A 19,944-nucleotide genomic window follows, 5' to 3' on the forward strand; every position below is an offset into this window, starting at 1 on the left:
GGATTTTCCCCCATCAGGCGTTTTTTATTATAGGTCGCGTTTTTTTAAGCTGAACGCCTTCCTGAGCTAAGCGAGAAAAAATATGAAAAGCAAAGTGTTTAACCGCAGCCTGCTGGCGGGTGTTGTCATCAGTCTCTGCAGCGGCCTGTTGGCGCCCGCCGCGCTGGCCGCCTGTGCGGGCACCGAACTCAGCGCCTGTCCCGCACCTTTTGATGCGCAATTGCCGGACACGCACGAGATGCTCACCTGGAGCCAGAGCGATCGGGTGATCGGTTTTCGTAACGACTACCGCAACTATGCCGGGGATGTGTTTCATCACGGTAGTGCCACACCGCTGGTGGCTGCCGCTAAACAGCTAACGAATGCCAGCTATCAGGTGAATGGCAAAACCTACAGCCTGCAGGACTATCTGCAGCGCCAGAACGTCAGCGGCATGCTGGTATTGAAAGACGGCAAAATCGCCTGGAAATACCTGGGGCAGGGCAATACCGACGCCACCCTGTGGACGTCGCGCTCGGTGGGCAAATCGGTGGTCGCCACGCTGGTGGGCGTGGCGATTAAACAGGGCAAGATCCACTCACTCGACGATCTCATCACGCAATACGAACCCGATCTGAAAGGCACCGCGTGGGATGGCGTGACCCTCAGGCAGCTGATCACCCACACCTCCGGCGTGGCGTGGAATGAGGATTACACCAACCCGAAATCGGACTTCGCGCAGCTGACCGAGTGTGAAGCCAAACCCGGTACTTATGCCTGCGTGCGCAAGCTGGTGGCCGGCTTGCAGCGTGCGCACCCTGCCGGGCAGAACTGGTCTTACTCCTCCGGCGGCGCGTGGCTGCTGGGCGACGTGCTGGAGCGCGCCACCGGCATGCCGCTGGCGGCCTATCTGCAGCAAAGCATCTGGCAGCCGTACGGCATGGCGAGCGACGGCGTGTGGCATGCCTACGCCAAAGGCCAGCACGACGTGGGTGCACACGGCTTTAACGCCACGCTGGAAGACTGGGGGCGCTTCGGTGAGTTCATTCTGCATAACGGGACGTTGCCGAACGGCAAACAGATCTTGCCGGAAGATTGGGTAGCCCAGTCGTCCAACTGGACGCGGGCGGCGGGCTCGGTATCGGCGGCGCATCCTAACGGCATCTACGGCTACCAGTGGTGGAACAACGAAGTGCCGGCCAATGCGGCCAACGTAGAACCCACTCCGCAGGCCTCCCTCAAGCATTCTCTGTGGGCGCTGGGGATCTTCGGTCAGATGATCATGGTCAATCAGGCGGAGAATCTGGTGATCGTCCAGTGGTCCACCTGGCCGCAGGCGGAGCCGTCTTTCAGCGCGCAACCGCTGGAGGCGTCGCTGATGTTTAGCGCGATAGCGAAGGAATTGCGTTAACGTCGGCTGGGCAAGCAGGGGCTGGATGGCGGTTGTCATTCAGCCCCTATTTCTGTCCTTAACGCTATCAATCTTTGCCATACCAAGATTTAAAATACTTTAGGAAACTGTAGGCCACGGCATAAAACCCAGTAACGGCGCCGACTTTGCCTTCCTTCCATGCGCCGCTCAGTACGTACCATTTGAAAAACGCGCCGATCGCGCTTACGACGCCACGAAATATCGAGGGCCTAATGTCTCTGTATTTGACTACCCTTGTCGTATAGCTATTGAGCTTGTTGAGTATTTCATGGAGAGAGTAAAAAGTATCGTGCTTAACATTGCCGGGAATGACCGACGTGTGAATATAGCCTTCAGCGGCATCATCTACCGGAGCATCATTGAACCTGACCTGTGTTCTATTGAACAGTCGAACGGGGTAGTCCGGTGAGGAGATGGGATAAATCGTTCTGACTGGCTGCCCGAGTACAAACCAATTCCTTTTTATTCTATAGGCTTGCTGTGGTGGCGGGTTTGCCTGCGATTTGAATGTTAAAATGGACGCTATGGTTTCGGCATCAAGGATTTCGTCGCTGTCCAGGCACAGTACCCAATCATGGTGAGATTGAGAAATCGCAAAGTTCATTTGTCGTCCATGCGTTTCGAAACGATGGTAAATAGGGCTTATTCCAAAGCTTTGGCAAATAGACAGCGTTTTATCCGTACTTCCGGAGTCCACCACAATCCACTCATCCGCAATGCCCATGAGTGGAGAAAGCACCTCGTGTAATAAACGAGAGGAGTTAAAAGTCAGTATACAAACAGCTATTTTTGCCATTAACTAACATCCTTAAAAATCGCTGAGCAGGTGAGCGCGTAATGTTTTCTCTGGAATGGAAATTGCGATTCTCTTCTTATCCCTTATCAACCTCAGAAAATGCCTAACCCCGTCGATCAAACCGATAAACCAGCGCCAGCGACAATGCCAGGAGTAAAAGCGGCGGGGCGAGGGCGGTGAAGGGCGCGTTGAGGGCGAACAGCAACCCCAGATTGAGGACGATCTGGTAAGCGATGTAGGTCAGCAGCCCGATGATGACGCCGAGCGCTAATCGGCTGCCCATGCCGGGCGCGCGTGGGGCGGTGAAGGTAAACGGGATGGCCAGCAAAATCATCGCCAGCACCAGCAGGGGCTGGCCGAGTTTTTTCCACAGCGCCAGGCGGTATTCGGTGCTGGGCTGCCCCGAGCCCTGCAGGTAATCGATATAGCGATCCAGCTGTTGGAGCGAGAAGCTGCCGGCCGGCAGGGTCAGCTCTTTCAGGCTCGGCACGGCGAACAGCGAGCGCCAGAGCAGGCTGTCTTGCCGCTGAATCGTCTCCTTTCTGCCTTGCCAGCTTTTTTGCATCACGTTGTGCAGCAGCCAGCTGCCGTCGGCGGCGGTGCTGGCGCTGTCGGCGTAAAGGTAAGATTCCAGCGCGTGGTTGGCCTGATAGCGGAAGATCTCAATGCCGTGGGGCTGGTCGTTCTCATCGACGGTTTTGACCGTCACAAACTCGTTGCCGCGCCGCGCCCACAGCGGGTTAACGGTGACGTCGTTATCGTTCGACTGCGCCAGCGCGTTGTTCTTTATCTGCAGCGCGCGTTGCTGCAGCGGCGAAGCGGCCCATTCATCGAGGGCGCCGAGCGAGAGGTTCATCAGCAGCCCGGCGGCGAGCATCACCAGCGCGATGCGGAATATCGACATCCCGGCGGAGCGGATCGCCGTCAGCTCCAGGGTTTTAGACAGCTGCCCCAGCCCGACGATGCCGCCGAGCAGCGCGATAAACGGCCCCAGATCGACCAGGCTGCGCGGCAGCGTCATCACGGTCACCAGCAGCGCCTGTTGCCAGCGGTAGCCGCCCGGGGTCACGTCCTCCAGCTCGTTGATCAGCGTAAAGGTGGTGAACAGCGGGATGAGCAACCCGGCCGCGGCGGCGAAGCCGATGAACACGTTGCGCATTAGGTAGCGGCTAAAAATAGTCATCGGGAGGTTTTCCGCAGCAGGGATAAGTCGCGCGCCAGCAGCAGGGCGATGCCGACAGCCATCGCTATCGGCACCAGCCAAACCCCGGGGATCGTTGGCAGAGAGCCGTTGGCCACCAGCGTACGGCAAATGTTGCCGCCATAGAAAATCACGGTAAACAGCACCGTCAGGGGCAGCAGCGCGGCGTAGCGCCCCTGCCGCGGTTTGATGCGGCTAAAGGGGATCGCCAGCAGCACCATCAGCACGGTGGTCAGCCCGCGGCTTTCGCGCCATTGCAGTTCGGCGGCGTCGCCCGGATCGGCGGAGCGCGCCAGCTCCGCCGGCGAGGCCGACTTGTGCCGGCTCTCGGCGCTGGGCACGAACGGTTTGAGCGCGATGTCGAAGTTGTCGTAGTTCTGCCCGTTGTCGTCGGCGCCCTCACGATCCAGCACATAGGCGGTGCCGGTTTTCAGCCGCACGGCGGGGCTGGCGGGAGAGGCGTCGAGTACCTCCACCGACTGCGCGCGGTACAGGTTGGTGTGATGGCCGCCGCGCACATAAATCAGGGCGTCCGTCAGGTGGTTGGCCGTTTTGTCGACGTGATTGGCGAGGATCATACGGCCGTTGCCGCTGACGTTGAATTTGTCGGCCTGCAGGTGGCTCACGTCCAGCACCGATTGCGACTGTTGCTGCAGCTGATAAATATTGGCGTACGCCCAGGGCCTGCCATACAGCGACAGCAGCGTGACCGCTATCGCCAGCGGCACGGCGAGCAGCAGCACCGCCTTGTACAGCCGCAGCGGGCTGGCGCCGGCGGCCAGCATGGCGGTGATCTCCGCATCGCTGTACAGCTGGCTCAGCGCCACCGCCACCGAGACATACAGCGCGACGGGCAATATCATCTCCAACGCGATCAGCGATTTATAGAAAACCACGTCGGCCACCACCCGCAGCGCCAGCGTGCCGTTGGCGGCGTCGGTCAGGTAGCGCTGGGCGGAGTAGCTGGCGAACATAAAGATCAGAAACCCGGCGATCATCATCACCAGGCGGCGGATCTCAACCGTGATATAGCGTTCAATCAAAGACATGCGTCATCGGCTCCCGGCGGCGTGCGCTTCATGGCGTTTCCTGCGCGATCAGGGTGCGCAGCAGGGCGATCACCTGGTCAACTTCCTGCGGGGTGAGTGCGCCGTCCTTCGCCCACTGCACGCGCCCGGCCTTATCCAGCACTACGATGGTGGAGCTCTCCTCTGGCAGCCGCCAGGCCATGCGCCCCAGCCCGTCGCTGTCGACGATGAACTGCGCCCAGGGATAATGGCGCTTGTTTTTCTCGATCTTGCCGCGCACGAAGAAGCCGGAGCCCGGTATCGCGTCGTCGGTGTTAACGATGGTGGTCGGCTGGAAGCGATCGCCCGGCAGGTTCGCGTCCTTGACGGCGTTGATCAGCAGCGAGTTCTTCTTTTTGGCGGAGGTGCGCCCGGCGATGTACTGGATCACCCGCACCTTGCCCGCCAGTTTTGCGCTGTTCCACGGCCGGTAACTGAAATCGCCGTTGCGCAGCAGCAGCTCGCCGCGATCGGCGATGGCGATCGGCGCCACCGGCCGGCCCTGCACGAAGTTATGCGCCGGCGCCGCCAGCGGCGACAGCAGCAGGGCGAGGGCCAGCAAGCGAGGTAACGTCATCATGGCTACGGGCAACGTGCTTATCTGCCGGCCGCGACGGCCGACGGGGAAAACGACAGCGGAAAACGCGCCAGCAGCAGCTCCAGGCGCTGGCGGATGTCGATGTCCAGCGTCGCCGGCCGGTCATAGATATCGCCGCCGGCCAGCTTGTCCGCCACCATCACGTCGTGCCGGTCGCCCATCAGGCCGTTAATCGCCGCCAGGAAGCGCGAGATCTGCCGGGCCTCGCGGTTGTCGGGATCGATCGATCTCAGCGTGTCGTAAAACGACACCTGGCGGCTGACGATTTTGCGTACGTCATGGAACTGATGCCCGGTCAGCGCCGGGCCGGCGATCAGCGTTTGCAGCTGGCGCATCTGCTCCTGGCGGTAGGTGATAAAGCCCTGTGCGCTTTCCAGGCGGGTGTGGCGCAGCGCATAACGCACGTATGACCACACCGGCTTGCTGAGCAGTAGCCGCAGCAGGTTGCCGTACAGCGTGAGGTTCTTCTGGTTGCCGTTGCGAAACGCGTCCTGAAAATGGCCAAGTACCACGGTGGTGGTGTGGAACAGGCGGTTGGCGCGGTGGGGCGCACCGTACAGCTGCTGGGCGAAGCGCAGGTGCTTGTAGCGGGCGCGGATATATTTGTAGCGCATGCGGGTAGCCGCCGCCAACTGCGGGTCTTGCAGGAAACCGTTCACCAATTGCAGCAGCTCGCGGCGGGAAAAACCGTCTTCCCAAAACTGCAGGCACAGCGCGTAGTTGTCCCGAATGCTCTCGGGGGAGCATTCCAGATCGATCTGCTGCGGCAGGCTGATATTCGCCTCGACCAGGTCATCCTCTTCCACCGCGACAAACAGCGCCTGGGTGGTTTCGGCGGAGAACTTCTTCCAATTCGTGATAGCGGTCATTGATTACTCTCTTTGGGCACATTCAGCCCCAACATAAAGCGATTGCGGTAGGCGCCGATCGTCGGTATCAGGGATAACAGCACGTCTAAACATTGCCCCAGTAAATAAGCGAAGGCGGCGCCCTGCACGCCGAAGGCATACGCCATCGACACCAGCAGCGCAATGTAGGCCGCCGAGGCCGTCGCCTGCGCGATCAGGAAAGCGCGCTGCTTGCCTGCCATAAACAGTAAGGATTCCTGCGGGAAGCCCATCATGGAGACGATGATCGCGCCCAGCATGATTTGAATCAGGTCATAGGCTTCCAGGTATTGCTGCCCGAAGACGGCGGAAATGAGCGGTTTGCCCACCAGCAACATCAACACCGCGACGGCCAGGCCGATGCCGCCGGCCAGCAGCGAGGAGCGCAGGCCCAACAGCCACGGGGTCTTGGTGCGCGGATCCAGGCGCATGATCTCGGGATAGAAGCTTTTTTCCAGCAGCTTGGCCGGGGTGCCCGTCGCATCGAAGAAGGTCATGGCGATCTTGAACAGCCCGGCGGCGGCCGGTCCGAGCACCACGCCCACCAGCACGGTGGTGCAGGAGTTGCGCGCGGCCCAGATGGTATGGGCGATGTTGGTGGTCCAGACGAAGTTCCAGGCGCCCTCGATGCGGCGCGCGACGTTGAACAGGCGTGGCCTCAGCGCGCCGTGGATATCGCGGCGGCGCAGTTCGCGCGCGGTGAACCACCAAAACAGCGTGCCGCCGATCAAGTTAGAGGCGTACCAGGTGACGATAAAGCCGGGGAACCCCAGATCGAAATAATAGGAGATGACGCTGCCCACCGCCTGCAGGAACGGCTTGATCGCCTGCTGGATGGCGATGAGATCGAAGCGGTTGAAGGCGCGCAGCACGCCGGTCGGCGTGGACGAGGTCATCGACGGGATCAGGGTGCAGTACAGCATGGCGAGCCAGAAGCTTTCGCTGTCCAGCCCCAGGGCGTGAGACAAGAACGGCAGCATGATCATGCCGCCCAGCACGGCGATGACGCCGCTGGCGATATCCAGGCCAAAGGAGAAGGCGACGACGTCGCGGAAGCGCCCGGTATTTTGATGCTCCAGCGCCGGGGTGCCGAATTGCACCACAAACTGCCAGGTCTGGAATTTGATGAAATCGCTGACCGCTTTGGTGTAGGCCTGGATCACCACCAGCACGCCGAACATTTCAGGCGACATGCCTTTCCCGGCGCAGGAGAGCGCCAGCAGGCCGAGCAGCGCGCTGGCGACGCTGCCGGAGCCTAAATAGGCGGCATTACGTAAAATGGAGCGAAACGCGCCATCGGAAAACCACCGTTTCATAACCAAAACCAGCCGTTATCGTTGTTTTGCTGCATTTTTTGTTCCGCCGTCATGCGCTTGCCCTGTGTGCGTTTAATAAACCTGAGTTTCTTCGCCGGCGTTTTCGCCGGGTTGCCCGATATCGCTCTGTGGGCGCTTCGCGGGATTCACTACGGCGGAAATGGCGTTGAGCGCGTTGCTCAGCACCTCGTCGTAAGGGGCTCTGGCGTCCAGCTCGATGATGCGCGCACCGTTGTACTGCAGGCGCACCATAGCGGCGATCTTGTCTTTCAGCTCTTCATAGCTGTGATCGGGCTTGCGGGAAAATGCCGTATCGACGTCGATATCAAGGCGAATGATCAGCGCCGGCCGATAGACGGCCATGCGTTGATATAAACGGCGTTCGCGCGCCGCCAGGCGGTTCAATAGCCAGCCTTTTGCGCGTTCCACGCCGATGCCGGGCCCATCGTAGTAAAAACCTGAAATTTCCGCCTGCGGGTAGCGATCGCTGACCACCAGCACGCCGCTCTGCGCCAGCCGTCGCACCTTGCGCAGGTTGGCGGCGCGCCACAGCGAAAAGCCGTACATGATCAGCGCCGCCCACAGCGCCGGCGGCCTGTTGCTCATGCGCTGGGTTTTATCGGATTTGGCCGCGAGGCGCCGTTCCAACCACACGCCGATGAACGGCAACTTCTTGATTTTGTCGCCGTCTTCGCCGGAGATCAGCCCCAAATAGCGGCGCTCCGTGGGGCGATGTTGCTGCAGGTTTTTCACCAGATCGGCGGTCAGCGTGGACTTGCCCGTGCCGTCGCTGCCCACCACGGCAATCAGCCCGGTGATGCAGGTGGGAGAGGTATCCTGTTCGGCGGTGAGTTTATTTTTTTTCATCTGTTTCGGTACGAAAAGGTTATTTGGCGGCTAGGCATTGGCGGCCCTCAGCGATATTTTAACGGCGCGCAGTGAGGCATCGAAAATACGGTTAGCCGGCTCGCGGCCGTCTAAATCCAATATGTTAGCGCCATTAAACGTCAGGTGCGGGATGACGGCGATCTTTTCACGCAACGCCGCCAGCGAGTGATCGGGTTTACGTGAATAGGCCGTTTGTTCGTCAATATCCAGCCGAATTAATAATAAGGGCTGATAAGACGCCATCCATTGGTACAGCTTTTGTTCGCGCTTTCTCAGCCCGCGGATCCAGCGATTGCCGCCGGCGGTTTTCGCCAGCTGCGGGCCATCGAAACGAAACCCTGCCACTTCGGCCTGCGGATAACGATCGGTGATCAGCAATGCGCCGCTGCGGCTTTTCTTCAGCATGCGACGGAATTTATAAACGCGCCAATAGGAGAGTAAAAAAATTACCAGCGCCGTGGCATTATCCGGCGGTGTGGAAGGGCGCTCATGCACGCGTTCCGATTTCTTCAGCAAATAACGCCCGAAGGGCGCGCCAATAATCGGCAGCGAACTGATCCATTCGCCGATGCGCCCGGAAGACTGGCCGAGATACAGCAGTTCGGCAGGTTCTTGTGCCGATAACGCGTTGACCAGGCTGGCAGCTAACGTGGATTTTCCCGAGCCGTCACAGCCGGTTATCGCTATTACGCGCACGGGCGAGCGATCAGATGAAGGTCTTATCTGCTGACTCACAATAATTGATCCAATGCGAAAAAAACTATTGTATTCCAATACGCCTTGGGTTCAAGATATTTATTGTGCTTTGCTGCGATAAAATAATGAGATTGGTATTCTTGTTCGCTATTTGAATTGATATTTATGGCGTTCGTTCTTGTTATTTTGTGCTAATTGTTCGTGCGCGCGCCGGTTTCGCTTTTTATGTTAATTCCCGGCAGGGCTCACGGTGAAAAAAGAGCAGAGGTTTTCCATTTTCGCTTAATATTTTGTGCTTTTTGGCGCCGCGCTACGGTAGATTTTTTCACGTAGCCGCCACGGCAATGATAAGCGATAGGCCGCTTCAAATATGGCACGCCGTTTCTGGTGTATTGAAAGAGAGTCTTATTATGAGTGCAAAATTTCCGCCGCTGATTGCGGTTATCGGCAGCGACGGATCGGGTAAGTCCACCGTTTGTGAACATCTGATCGCGTATATGAAACATTATGGCCCGGCGGTGCAAGTGCATCTGGGCAAACAGGCGGGCAACGTCGGCCGCGCGGCGGCGAAATTGCCGCTGCTCGGGCGCTCGGTGGGCAAGGCTATCGAGAGTAATACCAAAAAAGTCAAAACGAAAAAATCCCGCATCGGCCTGTTGCCGTCGGCGGTGATCATCGCTTTCGTGGGGCGGCGGCTGCTGCGTTTCCGCCGCATGCTGGCGTACCGTCGGCAAGGGTTCATCGTGTTGACCGACCGTTTTCCGCAGGCGCAAATCCCCGGCGCTTACGACGGTACGGTTTTTCCCGTCGACGTGGAAGGGAGCCGTTTTGTCCGTTGGCTGGCGGCGCGCGAGCGGGCGGCGTTCCAATGGATGGCGGGGCAAAAACCGGATCTGGTACTCAAGCTGAATGTCAGTCTGGACGTGGCCTGCGCGCGTAAACCCGATCACCGCAAAGCGGCGTTGGAGAAGAAGATCGCCGTCACGCCGTTATTGACGTTCGAAGGCGCCGACATCGTGGATCTCGATGCCGATCGGCCGATCGAGGAGGTGCTTTCGGCGGCGGAAAAAGCCATCGGGGAATTTATGGCGGCGCAGGGTTATCGCTATTCGGCTGATGGGGTATCAACGGCTGCGCACTGAGGTGCGCAGCGATTCGGCAGGGCGGCGATACCATTTTGGCACCGCCGCCGCGGCCGAGAGGGAAGGCTTTATTTTTTCAGCGCCGCAAAGGCGCGCACGATGGCGTCTATCTCTTCATCGCTGTGCGCGGCATTGACGCTGCAGCGCAACAGGGTGACGCCCGCCGGCGCGGCCGGTGGCAGCACCAGGTTTACATACACCCCGTGGGCGATCAGCTCGCGCCAGAAACGCAATCCTTCTTCTTTTGAACCGATCATCACCGGCACCACCGGGCTGATGCGCGGCCCCAGGGTATACCCCAGTTCGGCGAGGCCGTGGTACAGACGGTGCGCGTTGCTCCACAGCTTTTCCCGCAGCTCGGGATGGCGCGCGATTTTTTGCAGCGCCGTGCGCACCGATGCGATGCTGGACGGCGACGGCGAAGCGGTAAAGATATACGGCCGGCTGCTGTAGCGCAGCACGTCCATCCCTTTGCCGCCGACGGCGAAACCGCCGATTGAAGCCAGGCTTTTGCTGAAGGTGCCCAGGATAATATCCACGTCTTGCTCGACGCCGAGCGCTTCGGCCAGGCCGCGGCCGTGCTCACCCATCACGCCGAAGGAGTGCGCTTCGTCGACCAGCAGATAGCCGCCGAGCCGCCGCTTGATATCGACGATTTCCACCAGCGGGGCGACGTCACCCAGCATGCTGTAGATGCCTTCCACGATAATGATCGCCTCGCGGGCCCGCTCGCCCAGGCGCACCATGCGGCGCTCCAGATCGGCGGCGTCATTGTGGCGGAAGCGAATAATCTCCGCGCCGCCGAGGGCGCAGGCGTCGTAAATGCTCGCGTGGCTGTCCGCGTCGATCAACACCACGGCGCCCGGCCCCGCCAGGGTGCTGATGACGCCCAGGTTGGCGGTATAGCCGGTGGAGAAAACGATGGCGCTTGGGCGATCGAAGAATTCCGCCAGCTCCCGTTCCAGCGTCAGGTGCGATCCGTAGCTGCCGTTCGCCATGCGCGAGCCGGTGGTGCCGGTGCCGAGTGCGGCCAGGGCCGCCTGGCCGGCGGCGATCGCCTGCGCATCGAACGTCAGGCCAAGGTAATTATTGGTGCCGGCGAGGACAATCTTTTGATCGCCGATGCGCCCCTGGGTGGCGGAATAGACTTCGTCGATGCAGGTGCCGAACGGATTCAGACCGGACGTTTGAAATTGCTCACGGTCATTGGCGAGCCGCGCAAACTTATCATACAGTCCCATGGTTTTTCTCCAGATAAGGGCGCAGCGCGTCAAGCAGTTGCTCCGGCGTTCTGACATCAAGCAATATATTGATAGGAATGGAGATATCTAATTCATCTTCCAGCATCATCAGCAGATCCAAGACTCTGATGGATTCCAGGCCAAGATCATTGACGAGATCGCTATCAGGTTTTATTTCCACTCCGCCTTCGACGATACCTTGCAAACACGTCAGGATATAATCCATTACAGCATCGCGATTTAGCATAAGAACGTTGACACACCTCTAATTGGAATTATTAAAACAGCCCTTCGCGCAGTGCACGCTCCAAACTTACCTGTGGAAACCAATTAATCTGTTGCGACAGCGCGTGATTACTGGCGGACCAGTCGTGATGCGTTAATTCGCGTATTTTGCTGCGCGTCAGCATCGGCTCTTGTTTGACCAGGCGGTTCCACACCACGCTGATATCCGCCAGGGCTTTCAGCAGCGGCAGCGGAATGCTCACCAGACGCACCGGCCCGTGACGCACGGCGGCGCCGATGTCGCGCAGGCGCAGCCAGTTATAGCCTTCGGCCACGCCGTCGCACAGTTCGTAAATATTCGGCTGCGCGGGTTCGGCCTGCACCCATTGGCTGACCGCCTTTGCCAAATCGCTCACGTGCAGAAAAGTGAGCTTGGCCTCAGGCGCGCCCAGCCGGGGCAGTACGCCGCGCAGCAGGCCGTTGAACAGCGGTTTCAGCTCTTTATCGCCCGGCCCGTAAACCGCCGTTGGGCGGAAAATCCCCAGCGCGATATCGCCGGAGGCGGCGATGAGTTGCTGCTCGGCGGCCTGTTTTGAATGGGCGTACCAGGACAGCGCCGGATGGCGGGCCGCCAGCGACGACATGAACAAGAAACGATTGCAGCGGCCGTTTTGCCTGGCCGCCTGCATCAGGTTCAGGCTGCCGGTGACGTTGCAGCGGGTGAACACCGCTTCCGCATGCCCGCGCACCTGGCCCGCACAATGCACGACGTATTCTGCGCCGCGCACCAGCTCGGTGAGCGAGGGCCGATCTTCCAGCGCGCCGGGGATCCACTGCAGGTTGTCCGCGGCGGCTTTTCCGGCTTGCCGCGTAAGGGCGCGCACGTTAAACCCTTGCGCCAGCAGTTCCTGGACGATATGCCGGCCGATAAAGCCGGTCGCGCCCGTCACTGCGACGGTGCCGCTCATTGCGCGAAACCGGCCAGCTGCGGCATTTGCGGATAGAGCGAAGCGCTCAGCCAGCGTTTTTTGGCCTCCGCACGGGCGGGTTTGCCCGATGACGTGCGGGGAATGCTGTGCGGCGGCAGCAGCTCGATGTCCACCGCAATGCCGAACTCGCTTTGAATGCGCGCGCTCAGCGAATGCACGATTTGTTCCCGGCGTTCTTCCGAACTGACTCGGCACTGGATTTGCAAAATGATCCTGGCCGCTTCGTCGTGTTCTTCAGTCACGAAGGCAATCGCATCGCCGGAACGGATTTCCGGTTCGGATTCCGCGACGTACTCGATATCCTGTGGCCAGATATTGCGGCCGCGAATGATGATCAAGTCCTTCTTGCGGCCGGTGACGTACAGATAGCCGTCCAGCAGGTAGCCCAGATCGCCGGTATCCATCCAGCCGGTCACCTGAATTTGCTTCTGAGATTCATCGTCGCAGAAATAGCCGTTCATCAGGCTGGGGCCGGAAATCGTGATATGGCCGACCTGGCGCTCCGGCAGCGGTTGCCCGGTTTCGCTGCGGATCTCGATGCGGTGGCCGGGCAGCGCACGGCCGCAGTTGACGAAGGTCGAGACGGCGCGGGTTTTTTTGCCCGGCGCGACCGCTTTACCCTCGTACTCCAAAATATCGCGGTCGACCGCGTTGGTTTGCGGGCCGGAGCAAGGATCGGAAAAGCTCACCGCCAGGGTGTTCTCGGCCAGGCCGTAACACGGCATGAAGGCTTTGCTGTCGAAGTTGATGCTGCTGAAGTGTTCGCCAAACTGGCCGAGCAGCTCGGCCGGGATCGGCTCGGCGCCTACGCCGGCAACCCGCCAGCTGGAAAGATCCAGATCGGCCAGCTCTTTGGCGTTGCTGCGGCGTAGACACAGATCGTAGCCGAACGGCGGGGCGACGGACACCGTACCGCGATTCTTGGCGATCAGTTTCAGCCACTGCATCGGGCGCATGGCGAAATCTTGCGTGCGCAGATAATCGACGGACAGCTGGGTCGCTACCGGCGTCAGCAGGAAACCGACCAGGCCCATGTCGTGATAGAAGGGCAGCCATGAAACGCAGCGATCGCCCGCACGCAGCTTGATCCCGTCGCGGCTGATCGCGTTCAGGTTCGCCATGGCCGCCCGCTGGGTAATGATCACGCCGCGCGGAAAGCGGGTGCTGCCCGAGGTGTATTGGAGGTAGGCGATATCGTCGGGCGAAGGCGCGGGCAACGCGATCTCCGGCTCCGGCAAGGCGTTAAAATCCTCGTCGCTGAGGATGTGCATCGCCGACGTGTTTTCCGTGGCCGACGCGATGAGCGGTGTCCACTCTTCGCTGCTGATGATCGCCGCCGGGTTGCAACTGGCGATCAGCCCTTTCAGTTTGGCGGTGTAGGAGTCGCGCTGGCCCACGCCCATCGGGATCGCCAACGGTACCGCCACCAGGCCGGCATATTGGCACGCAAAAAAGGTTTCGACGAATCCCGCGCTGGTTTCGGCGATAAGCGCCACGCGATCGCCTTTCTTGAGCTTCAGGGACAATAAGCGCCGCGCACCCGAGATCGCTTTTTGCTGCAGCGTGCGATATTCGAGAACGGTCACGAGTTGATTGCGACGGTCGTAAAAATTCATTCCCGTATTGCCCAGCGCCGCGTAATCCAACGCGTCCACTAAAGTGGGGAAGTCCGCATAGCGCATAGGAAGAGAATGAACGGAACTTGTTTCAGACATAGACAAACTTAGCCATAGATTAAAAATCACCAAAAGAGAAAAATCACTCTTGGCGAGGTAATTGATGTTTTACTATGAATAGGTTTTTGAATAAGTTTGTTATTCAACCATCTTCATTCCGCGAACAGCGTATATTGCCGTGCTTGAGCGGCACGCCGGTTATTAACCGGTCAGAGCGCGAGTAGCCCGTGCTATCAGCCTGAACGGCACCCCGGCGATATACGAGAGGCTATTGTAATATCCGGGGTTTGCCGTTCTTTAGTCTGCATCTGTCGGGCAGGAAATAACGGTCGGCTCATAGGTTATGACCTCATGCATGGCTATCTTGGAACTTAAACACTTCCTAAACAGTATGCCGCAAGAAATCCAAAAGTGAACGATTCATTTAAGGCTAATCTTAAAAAGAGCATTAAGTGGTAAAGATGGCGGCACACCTCCTGATTAAAGTCGGTACACTAAAAACGGCGAGTTTCTTTTGCCATAACAGCACGAAATAATAAAAGAGCACCATTAGCGTAGCCTGGCTGCGCCGCTTTCTGTTTCCTTTTTTTATCAATTATGGACATCACAGGGTGAATGTAGAGCCAATAATGCGCTGATTCACAGGGGGTAATATTCGGTTTTTCTTATCATTGAACCGGAGGCAATACACAATCCAATAAAAGAGAACAGCATAAAAAATGCTAAAGGCGTTGTCGCGCGCTCATTTAATTATTTTATTAAAACGTAAGGCTATTTATGATCCGTATTGAGAAAGTTCTGGATAAACGCGAACTTAAAGAATTTATTGCTTTCCCCTCGCAACTGTTTCGCGATGATCCGAACTGGATTGAGCCGCTGCATATCGAGCGCGAAGAGCACCTGTCAAAGAAGAATCCCGGCACCGACCATATTGAATGGCAGGCATGGGTGGCCAAAAAACATGGCAAAGTCGTTGGGCGCATCACGGCGCAAATCGATTCTCTGCACCGGGAGCTGCATGGCGAGGATACCGGCCACTTCGGCATGATTGACGCCGTTGACGATCCCGCCGTTTTCAGCACCTTATTCACGGTCGCGGAAGAGTGGCTGAGATCGAAAGGCGCGCGTAAAATCACCGGGCCATTCAGCCTCAATATCAATCAGGAAAGCGGCCTGTTGGTCGAAGGGTTCGATACCCCGCCTTCCGCCCTGATGACGCACGCGAAACCCTACTACGCGGCCCAGATAGCGCAACAGGGCTACAGCGAAGGGATTGATTTGCTTGCCTATTGGATGAAAAGAACCGATCTGCATTTTTCGCCGTCGCTGACCCGGATGATGGATCAGGTGCGCAAAAAGGTGACCGTGCGCCGCCTCAATCGCAAGCGCTTTCGCGAGGAGATGCAGGTGCTGCGCGAGGTGTTCAACTCCGGGTGGCAGCATAACTGGGGGTTTGTCCCGTTCACCGAGCATGAGTTCGCCACCATGGGGGATCAGCTGAAGTTTCTGGTGCCCGACGATATGATCCATATCGCCGAGGTGGATGGTGCCCCCTGTGCCTTTATTGTCGGCCTGCCAAACATCAACGAAGCGATTGCCGATCTGCAGGGGCGGTTATTGCCGTTCGGTTGGGCGAAGCTCTTGTGGCGGCTGAAAGTCAGCGGCGTGCGCACCGCGCGCGTGCCGTTGATGGGCGTGCGTCAGGAATATCAATTCAGCCGCATCGGGCCGATTATTGCGCTGTTGCTTATTGAGGCGCTGCGCGAGCCTTTCGCGAAGCGCAATATCGACGCGCTGGAAATGTCGTGGATCCTGGAAACCAATACCGGCATGCGGACGATTTTAGAACGCATCGGCGCAGTTCCCTATAAGCGCTACCGCTTGTTCGAGAAAACGCTTTAACCGGCTGATAACGCATCGCCTTTTCACGTTCTCAGAATAATAACCGCGGCAGGGTATTTTCGGGCGGTGCCGTTTCAGGGGCAGGGTGACGGCGCGTGAGGGAATGCATCGCCTCCTGGAAGAGAACAGTTAAGGTCCTTAATTAATAAACTCGTGATAAATTCACGCCGCGTTATTTATTCGCGAGTGATTGTCGCAGTCTTGACGAGAGCAGATTGTATGCCTGTGGAAAAGAAAAAAGGAATAAGCCGATTAACCTACAGCATAAGGAATTCCTGGGCCGGGTTTATTGACGCCGTGCTTACCGAAGATGCGTTCCGCCAATTATTGGTTATTAACGCCATTTTACTGGTTGTTACATTTGGTTTAGATATTACAAATATAGAGCGGCTGTTATTAATCACCTGCAGTTTTCTGCTATTGGTGGTTGAACTGCTTAATACGGCGATTGAAACCGTGGTCGATCGCATTTCGCTGGAATTACATCCGTTATCCAAACGCGCCAAAGATTTGGGCGGCGCAGCGCAGCTGGTGGCCGTGGTGATGACTATCATTATTTGGGGAATGGTGCTGCTGGGGCGATAGGGGCTTTGGTGGCTCAACCAGCAAGCCGGTTGCCGTGGCGATATAAGCGGTTATCATCGTTGTTTTGCGTCCTCTGCCATTTCAGCAAGGAGAGTTGGCCGTTATGCCCGTGAATTTTGATCTCAACGATCTTTATGCGTTTCGCGCGCTGGTGGAGTACGGCAATTTTCGGCTGGCCGCAGAGTCCATCTGCCTGTCGCAGTCGGCATTGAGCCGCAGGATTGAGAAGCTGGAAAACGCGCTGGGCATCAAATTGTTCGACCGCACCACCCGGCGCGTGACCTTGACGCTGTACGGGCAGGCCTTCGCCGAACGTTCGGAGCAGTTACTGATGAACGTCGAAGCGGTGATGGCCGATATCGATAAGGTCAGCCAGGAGCGGGTGGGGCTGGTCACCGTCGCCACGGTGCCATCGGCGGCCTACTATTTCATGCCCGACGTGATACGCCGTTTCCGGCTTCGCTATCCGCGCGTGCGCGTTAAGCTGATCGACGGCAGCGCAGGCAATGTCATCGAGGCGGTCACCGGCGGCCAGGCCGATTTCGGCATCTGCTTCGCCGGGCGGCTGCAGCCTAATCTTGAGTTTGTGCCGTTGGTGGGGGACGTCTACGTGGCTGCCTGCCGGCGTGACCATTCGCTCGCCGGTAAAAAGAGCCTCACCTGGCGGGAGTTTTATCAGCAGGATTACGTGTCGCTGGATAAAACCTCCGGCAATCGCAATCTGCTCGATCAGCGCCTGGAACACCTCGTGCCGGAACGCCCCAGCGTGTGTGAAACTCGCCATGTGACGACCATGCTGGGCATGGTTGAGGCGGGCATCGGCATTGCCGCCGTGCCCGCCATGTCGATGCCCGCTTCAGAGCATTCGGTGTTGACGTCGGTACCGCTGGTCGATCCGGTGGTGAAACGCACCGTAGGCCTCATCAGACGCGGCGGCCGCATGCAGTCTTTCGTCGCCGCCGAGTTGGAAAAGCTGATTACTGAACAGTATCACTCTGCCTGACCGGCTGCGGCGCCGGCACGGTTCGCATGCCGGTCGCACGAATGGTCGGCTGCGCCTGAGAGGAGGTGAGGAAGTCCAGCAGCGCTTTGCCTTCGCGGCGGTGCTCCGCCTTGGCGGTTACCGCGCCCGCGAAGCGGGTGATGTACTGCACGTTTTCCGGCAGCTCGCCGATAAAGGTCACGCCCGCCACGGGTAGCAATTCGCTGACCTGCTGGAAGCCCAGTGCGTATTTCCCCTGCGCCACTTCAGAGGCCACCGGAATGCGCTCAACCTTATGCGCTTTCCCTTTCACCTGTTCCTCGATACCCAGCTTTTTAAACAGTTGGCCGCTGACATAGCGGCCGCTGGCGCTGTCGGAATAGGCGAAAGAGTCCGCCTGCAGCAGGACATTGCGCAGGTCGGCATCCGTTTTTACCACCGGCTTGGGCGCGCCCTGTTTGACCACCATGCCGATCGGCGAATCGGCCAGCTCCACGCGCGAACCCGGCTGGGTCCAGCGCTCTTTTTCCAGTTGGGTGAGCGCGTCGCCCACCATGATCAGCACATCGGCTTGCTCTCCGCGCGCTAACCGCGCGGGGATCGCCTGCGGCGTTTTGCCCATCGAGGGGCCGGACACCAGAATGATTTTATCGCCGCTTTGGGCTTCATATTCCGGGGCCAGCTTCTCCAGCGCGGCTTTGAAGCCGCCGGAGATCATCACGGTCACGTCTTTGGCCAGCGCCGCCGTACTGCAGGAGACGCACACCAGCGCGGCGAGGATCGAACGAGTGAGTTTTAGCATGACATCATTCCTTTTGAGATGGCGGCTTAGCGCGCGGTTTGCAGCGGCATGGCGATGCGGCGATACATATACAGCGTCGCCAGCAGGGCGCACAGCGCGGCGAAGCTCATCCAGTAGCCCGGTGAAGCCTTGTCGCCGGTGTATTCGATCAACGCGGTGGAGACTACCGGCGTAAAGCCGCCGAACACCGCCGTCGCCAGGCTGTAGGCCAGCGAGAACCCGGCCACCCGCACTTCCGTTGGCATGATCTCCGTCAAGGCCGGGATCATCGCGCCGTTGTAGAGGCCGTAAATGAAGGACAGCCACAGCAGCACGGCCAGCATCATGCTGAAGCTGGGGGCGGCGGCGAGCAGGCTCAGCGCCGGGTAGGCGGTGGCCAACGTCAGCAACGTCATGGCGACCAGAACCGGTTTGCGGCCGAAGCGATCCGACAGCGCGCCGCCGATGGGCAGCCAGATGAAGTTGGAGATCGCCACCAGCAGGGTGACCAGCAAGCTGTCTGAAGCGCTGAGCAGCAGCACCTTTTTGCCGAAGGTCGGCGCATAGACGGTGATGAGGTAAAACGCGGTGGTGGTCATGGCGACCATCAGCATGCCGGCGATCACCACCGGCCAGTTTTTCAGCAGGGTTTTAAACACGTCGCGCATCGCCAGGTGGTGACGGCGAGCGGTAAATTCCTGCGTCTCTTCCAGCTTGCGGCGCAGGAAGAAGATGAAGGGAACGATCAGGCAGCCAAACAGGAAAGGCAGGCGCCAGCCCCATTCGCGAATGGCGCTTTCTTCCAGCGCCGCATTGAGCGCGAAGCCCATGGCTGCCGCCACCATGATAGCCACCTGCTGGCTGCCGGACTGCCAACTGGTGTAGAAGCCTTTACGGCCCGGCGTGGCGATTTCAGCCAGATAGACGGACACGCCGCCCAGCTCCGCGCCCGCCGAGAAGCCTTGCAACAGACGCCCGCACAGCACCAGCAGCGGCGCCCAAAGCCCGATGCTTTGGTAAGAGGGGATCAGCACGATCAGGAAGGTGCCTGCGGCCATGATCGACAGGGTCACGATCAACCCTTTGCGGCGGCCGACTTTATCGATGTAAGCGCCCAGCACGATGGCGCCGATCGGGCGCATCAGAAAACCTGCGCCGAATACCGCGAAGGTCATCATCAGCGAGGCGAACTCGCTGCTGGCCGGGAAAAAGGTGTGTGCGATGTAGGTAGCGTAAAAGCCGAACAGGAAAAAATCGAACTGCTCTAAAAAGTTGCCGGAGGTGACGCGCAGTATCGCGCCGGTTCTGGCCCTGATGGTCATGGGTGAGGTAGAGGAATGCATCTTTATCTCCAGTTTGTTATTGGCGCTTGACGCCGCGCCTGTTGCTGAAGACTCGCTCAGGAAAATAAAGTAAATAAGCGCAATAAACGCATGACGCGATGCGTTTGACGCATCAATCGGCGTTAACAATGTTGCCTAACCCGATGTAACGTGGCGTTAACAAGTTTGTCGCTCATTGCCCGCTGCGCAGAACGCCGAAAACGTTATGCGCTTTTTGT

Annotated in this window: 19 protein-coding genes; 5 read left to right on the forward strand and 14 right to left on the reverse strand. The window is 58.7% G+C overall.

What is annotated here, in order from left to right:
* Window positions 1-82: 82 nt before the first annotated feature.
* Complete coding sequence (locus N6G83_RS01635) at window positions 83-1,390, forward strand: serine hydrolase domain-containing protein (RefSeq protein WP_260514424.1); 1,308 nt, start codon at window positions 83-85, stop codon at window positions 1,388-1,390.
* 67 nt (window positions 1,391-1,457) lie between these two features.
* On the opposite strand, the gene N6G83_RS01640 is transcribed toward N6G83_RS01635, so the two are convergent.
* The 8 genes from N6G83_RS01640 to N6G83_RS01675 form a co-directional block, all read right to left on the reverse strand.
* Complete coding sequence (locus N6G83_RS01640; protein WP_043143064.1) at window positions 1,458-2,207, reverse strand: glycosyltransferase family 2 protein; 750 nt, start codon at window positions 2,205-2,207, stop codon at window positions 1,458-1,460.
* 103 nt (window positions 2,208-2,310) lie between these two features.
* Window positions 2,311-3,390, reverse strand: coding sequence for an LPS export ABC transporter permease LptG (gene lptG / locus N6G83_RS01645; RefSeq protein ID WP_197765087.1), 1,080 nt, complete (start codon window positions 3,388-3,390; stop codon window positions 2,311-2,313).
* On the reverse strand, window positions 3,387-4,457 hold the full coding sequence (gene lptF, locus N6G83_RS01650) for an LPS export ABC transporter permease LptF (RefSeq protein WP_025303507.1): 1,071 nt from the start codon (window positions 4,455-4,457) through the stop codon (window positions 3,387-3,389). The genes lptG and lptF overlap by 4 nt, the downstream gene beginning before the upstream one ends.
* Before the next feature lie 28 nt (window positions 4,458-4,485).
* Entirely contained in the window at window positions 4,486-5,052 is a 567-nt protein-coding gene (locus N6G83_RS01655) for a YtfJ family protein (RefSeq protein ID WP_025303506.1), read from the reverse strand.
* Window positions 5,053-5,072: 20 nt separating this feature from the next.
* Window positions 5,073-5,942 carry a hypothetical protein gene (locus N6G83_RS01660; RefSeq protein WP_164099709.1) on the reverse strand — a complete coding sequence of 290 codons (870 nt, stop codon included), beginning with the start codon at window positions 5,940-5,942 and terminating at the stop codon, window positions 5,073-5,075.
* Window positions 5,939-7,276, reverse strand: a complete 1,338-nt coding sequence (locus tag N6G83_RS01665; RefSeq protein ID WP_004935553.1) for a lipopolysaccharide biosynthesis protein — start codon at window positions 7,274-7,276, stop codon at window positions 5,939-5,941. Before N6G83_RS01665 ends, N6G83_RS01660 begins: the two co-directional genes overlap by 4 nt.
* A gap of 72 nt (window positions 7,277-7,348) precedes the next feature.
* On the reverse strand, window positions 7,349-8,143 hold the full coding sequence (locus tag N6G83_RS01670; RefSeq protein ID WP_260514426.1) for a hypothetical protein: 795 nt from the start codon (window positions 8,141-8,143) through the stop codon (window positions 7,349-7,351).
* 30 nt (window positions 8,144-8,173) lie between these two features.
* Window positions 8,174-8,899 (reverse strand): lipoprotein, encoded by a 726-nt coding sequence (locus N6G83_RS01675; RefSeq protein WP_038629668.1) that lies wholly within the window; start codon window positions 8,897-8,899, stop codon window positions 8,174-8,176.
* A gap of 371 nt (window positions 8,900-9,270) precedes the next feature.
* On the opposite strand from N6G83_RS01675, the gene N6G83_RS01680 reads away from it, so the two are divergent.
* Complete coding sequence (locus tag N6G83_RS01680) at window positions 9,271-10,002, forward strand: ATP-binding protein (RefSeq protein ID WP_025303502.1); 732 nt, start codon at window positions 9,271-9,273, stop codon at window positions 10,000-10,002.
* Window positions 10,003-10,070: 68 nt separating this feature from the next.
* On the opposite strand, the gene spt is transcribed toward N6G83_RS01680, so the two are convergent.
* Genes spt through N6G83_RS01700 form a run of 4 tightly spaced genes read right to left on the reverse strand, consistent with a single transcriptional unit; the run spans window position 10,071 to window position 14,172 of the window.
* On the reverse strand, window positions 10,071-11,243 hold the full coding sequence (spt, locus tag N6G83_RS01685) for a serine palmitoyltransferase (RefSeq protein ID WP_025303501.1): 1,173 nt from the start codon (window positions 11,241-11,243) through the stop codon (window positions 10,071-10,073).
* Window positions 11,230-11,490, reverse strand: coding sequence for an acyl carrier protein (locus tag N6G83_RS01690; protein WP_015378483.1), 261 nt, complete (start codon window positions 11,488-11,490; stop codon window positions 11,230-11,232). Before N6G83_RS01690 ends, spt begins: the two co-directional genes overlap by 14 nt.
* A gap of 31 nt (window positions 11,491-11,521) precedes the next feature.
* On the reverse strand, window positions 11,522-12,436 hold the full coding sequence (locus N6G83_RS01695) for an NAD-dependent epimerase/dehydratase family protein (protein WP_025303500.1): 915 nt from the start codon (window positions 12,434-12,436) through the stop codon (window positions 11,522-11,524).
* On the reverse strand, window positions 12,433-14,172 hold the full coding sequence (locus N6G83_RS01700; protein WP_260514427.1) for a fatty acyl-AMP ligase: 1,740 nt from the start codon (window positions 14,170-14,172) through the stop codon (window positions 12,433-12,435). Before N6G83_RS01700 ends, N6G83_RS01695 begins: the two co-directional genes overlap by 4 nt.
* A gap of 738 nt (window positions 14,173-14,910) precedes the next feature.
* On the opposite strand from N6G83_RS01700, the gene N6G83_RS01705 reads away from it, so the two are divergent.
* The 3 genes from N6G83_RS01705 (at window position 14,911) to N6G83_RS01715 (ending at window position 17,623) form a co-directional block, all read left to right on the forward strand.
* The gene (locus N6G83_RS01705) at window positions 14,911-16,035 is read left to right on the forward strand and encodes a hypothetical protein (protein ID WP_043143083.1); all 1,125 of its coding nucleotides are present in this window, start codon (window positions 14,911-14,913) and stop codon (window positions 16,033-16,035) included.
* Window positions 16,036-16,254: 219 nt separating this feature from the next.
* Window positions 16,255-16,620, forward strand: coding sequence for a diacylglycerol kinase (locus N6G83_RS01710; RefSeq protein ID WP_004935528.1), 366 nt, complete (start codon window positions 16,255-16,257; stop codon window positions 16,618-16,620).
* A gap of 103 nt (window positions 16,621-16,723) precedes the next feature.
* Window positions 16,724-17,623, forward strand: a complete 900-nt coding sequence (locus N6G83_RS01715; protein WP_043143085.1) for a LysR family transcriptional regulator — start codon at window positions 16,724-16,726, stop codon at window positions 17,621-17,623.
* Here N6G83_RS01715 and N6G83_RS01720 read toward each other — a convergent pair.
* Window positions 17,598-18,404, reverse strand: coding sequence for a substrate-binding domain-containing protein (locus N6G83_RS01720; RefSeq protein ID WP_060447908.1), 807 nt, complete (start codon window positions 18,402-18,404; stop codon window positions 17,598-17,600). The genes N6G83_RS01715 and N6G83_RS01720 overlap by 26 nt on opposite strands.
* Window positions 18,405-18,430: 26 nt before the next feature.
* Window positions 18,431-19,726, reverse strand: coding sequence for an MFS transporter (locus N6G83_RS01725; protein ID WP_025303494.1), 1,296 nt, complete (start codon window positions 19,724-19,726; stop codon window positions 18,431-18,433).
* Window positions 19,727-19,944: the final 218 nt, after the last annotated feature.

This window comes from Serratia sp. PL7, assembly GCF_945957435.1.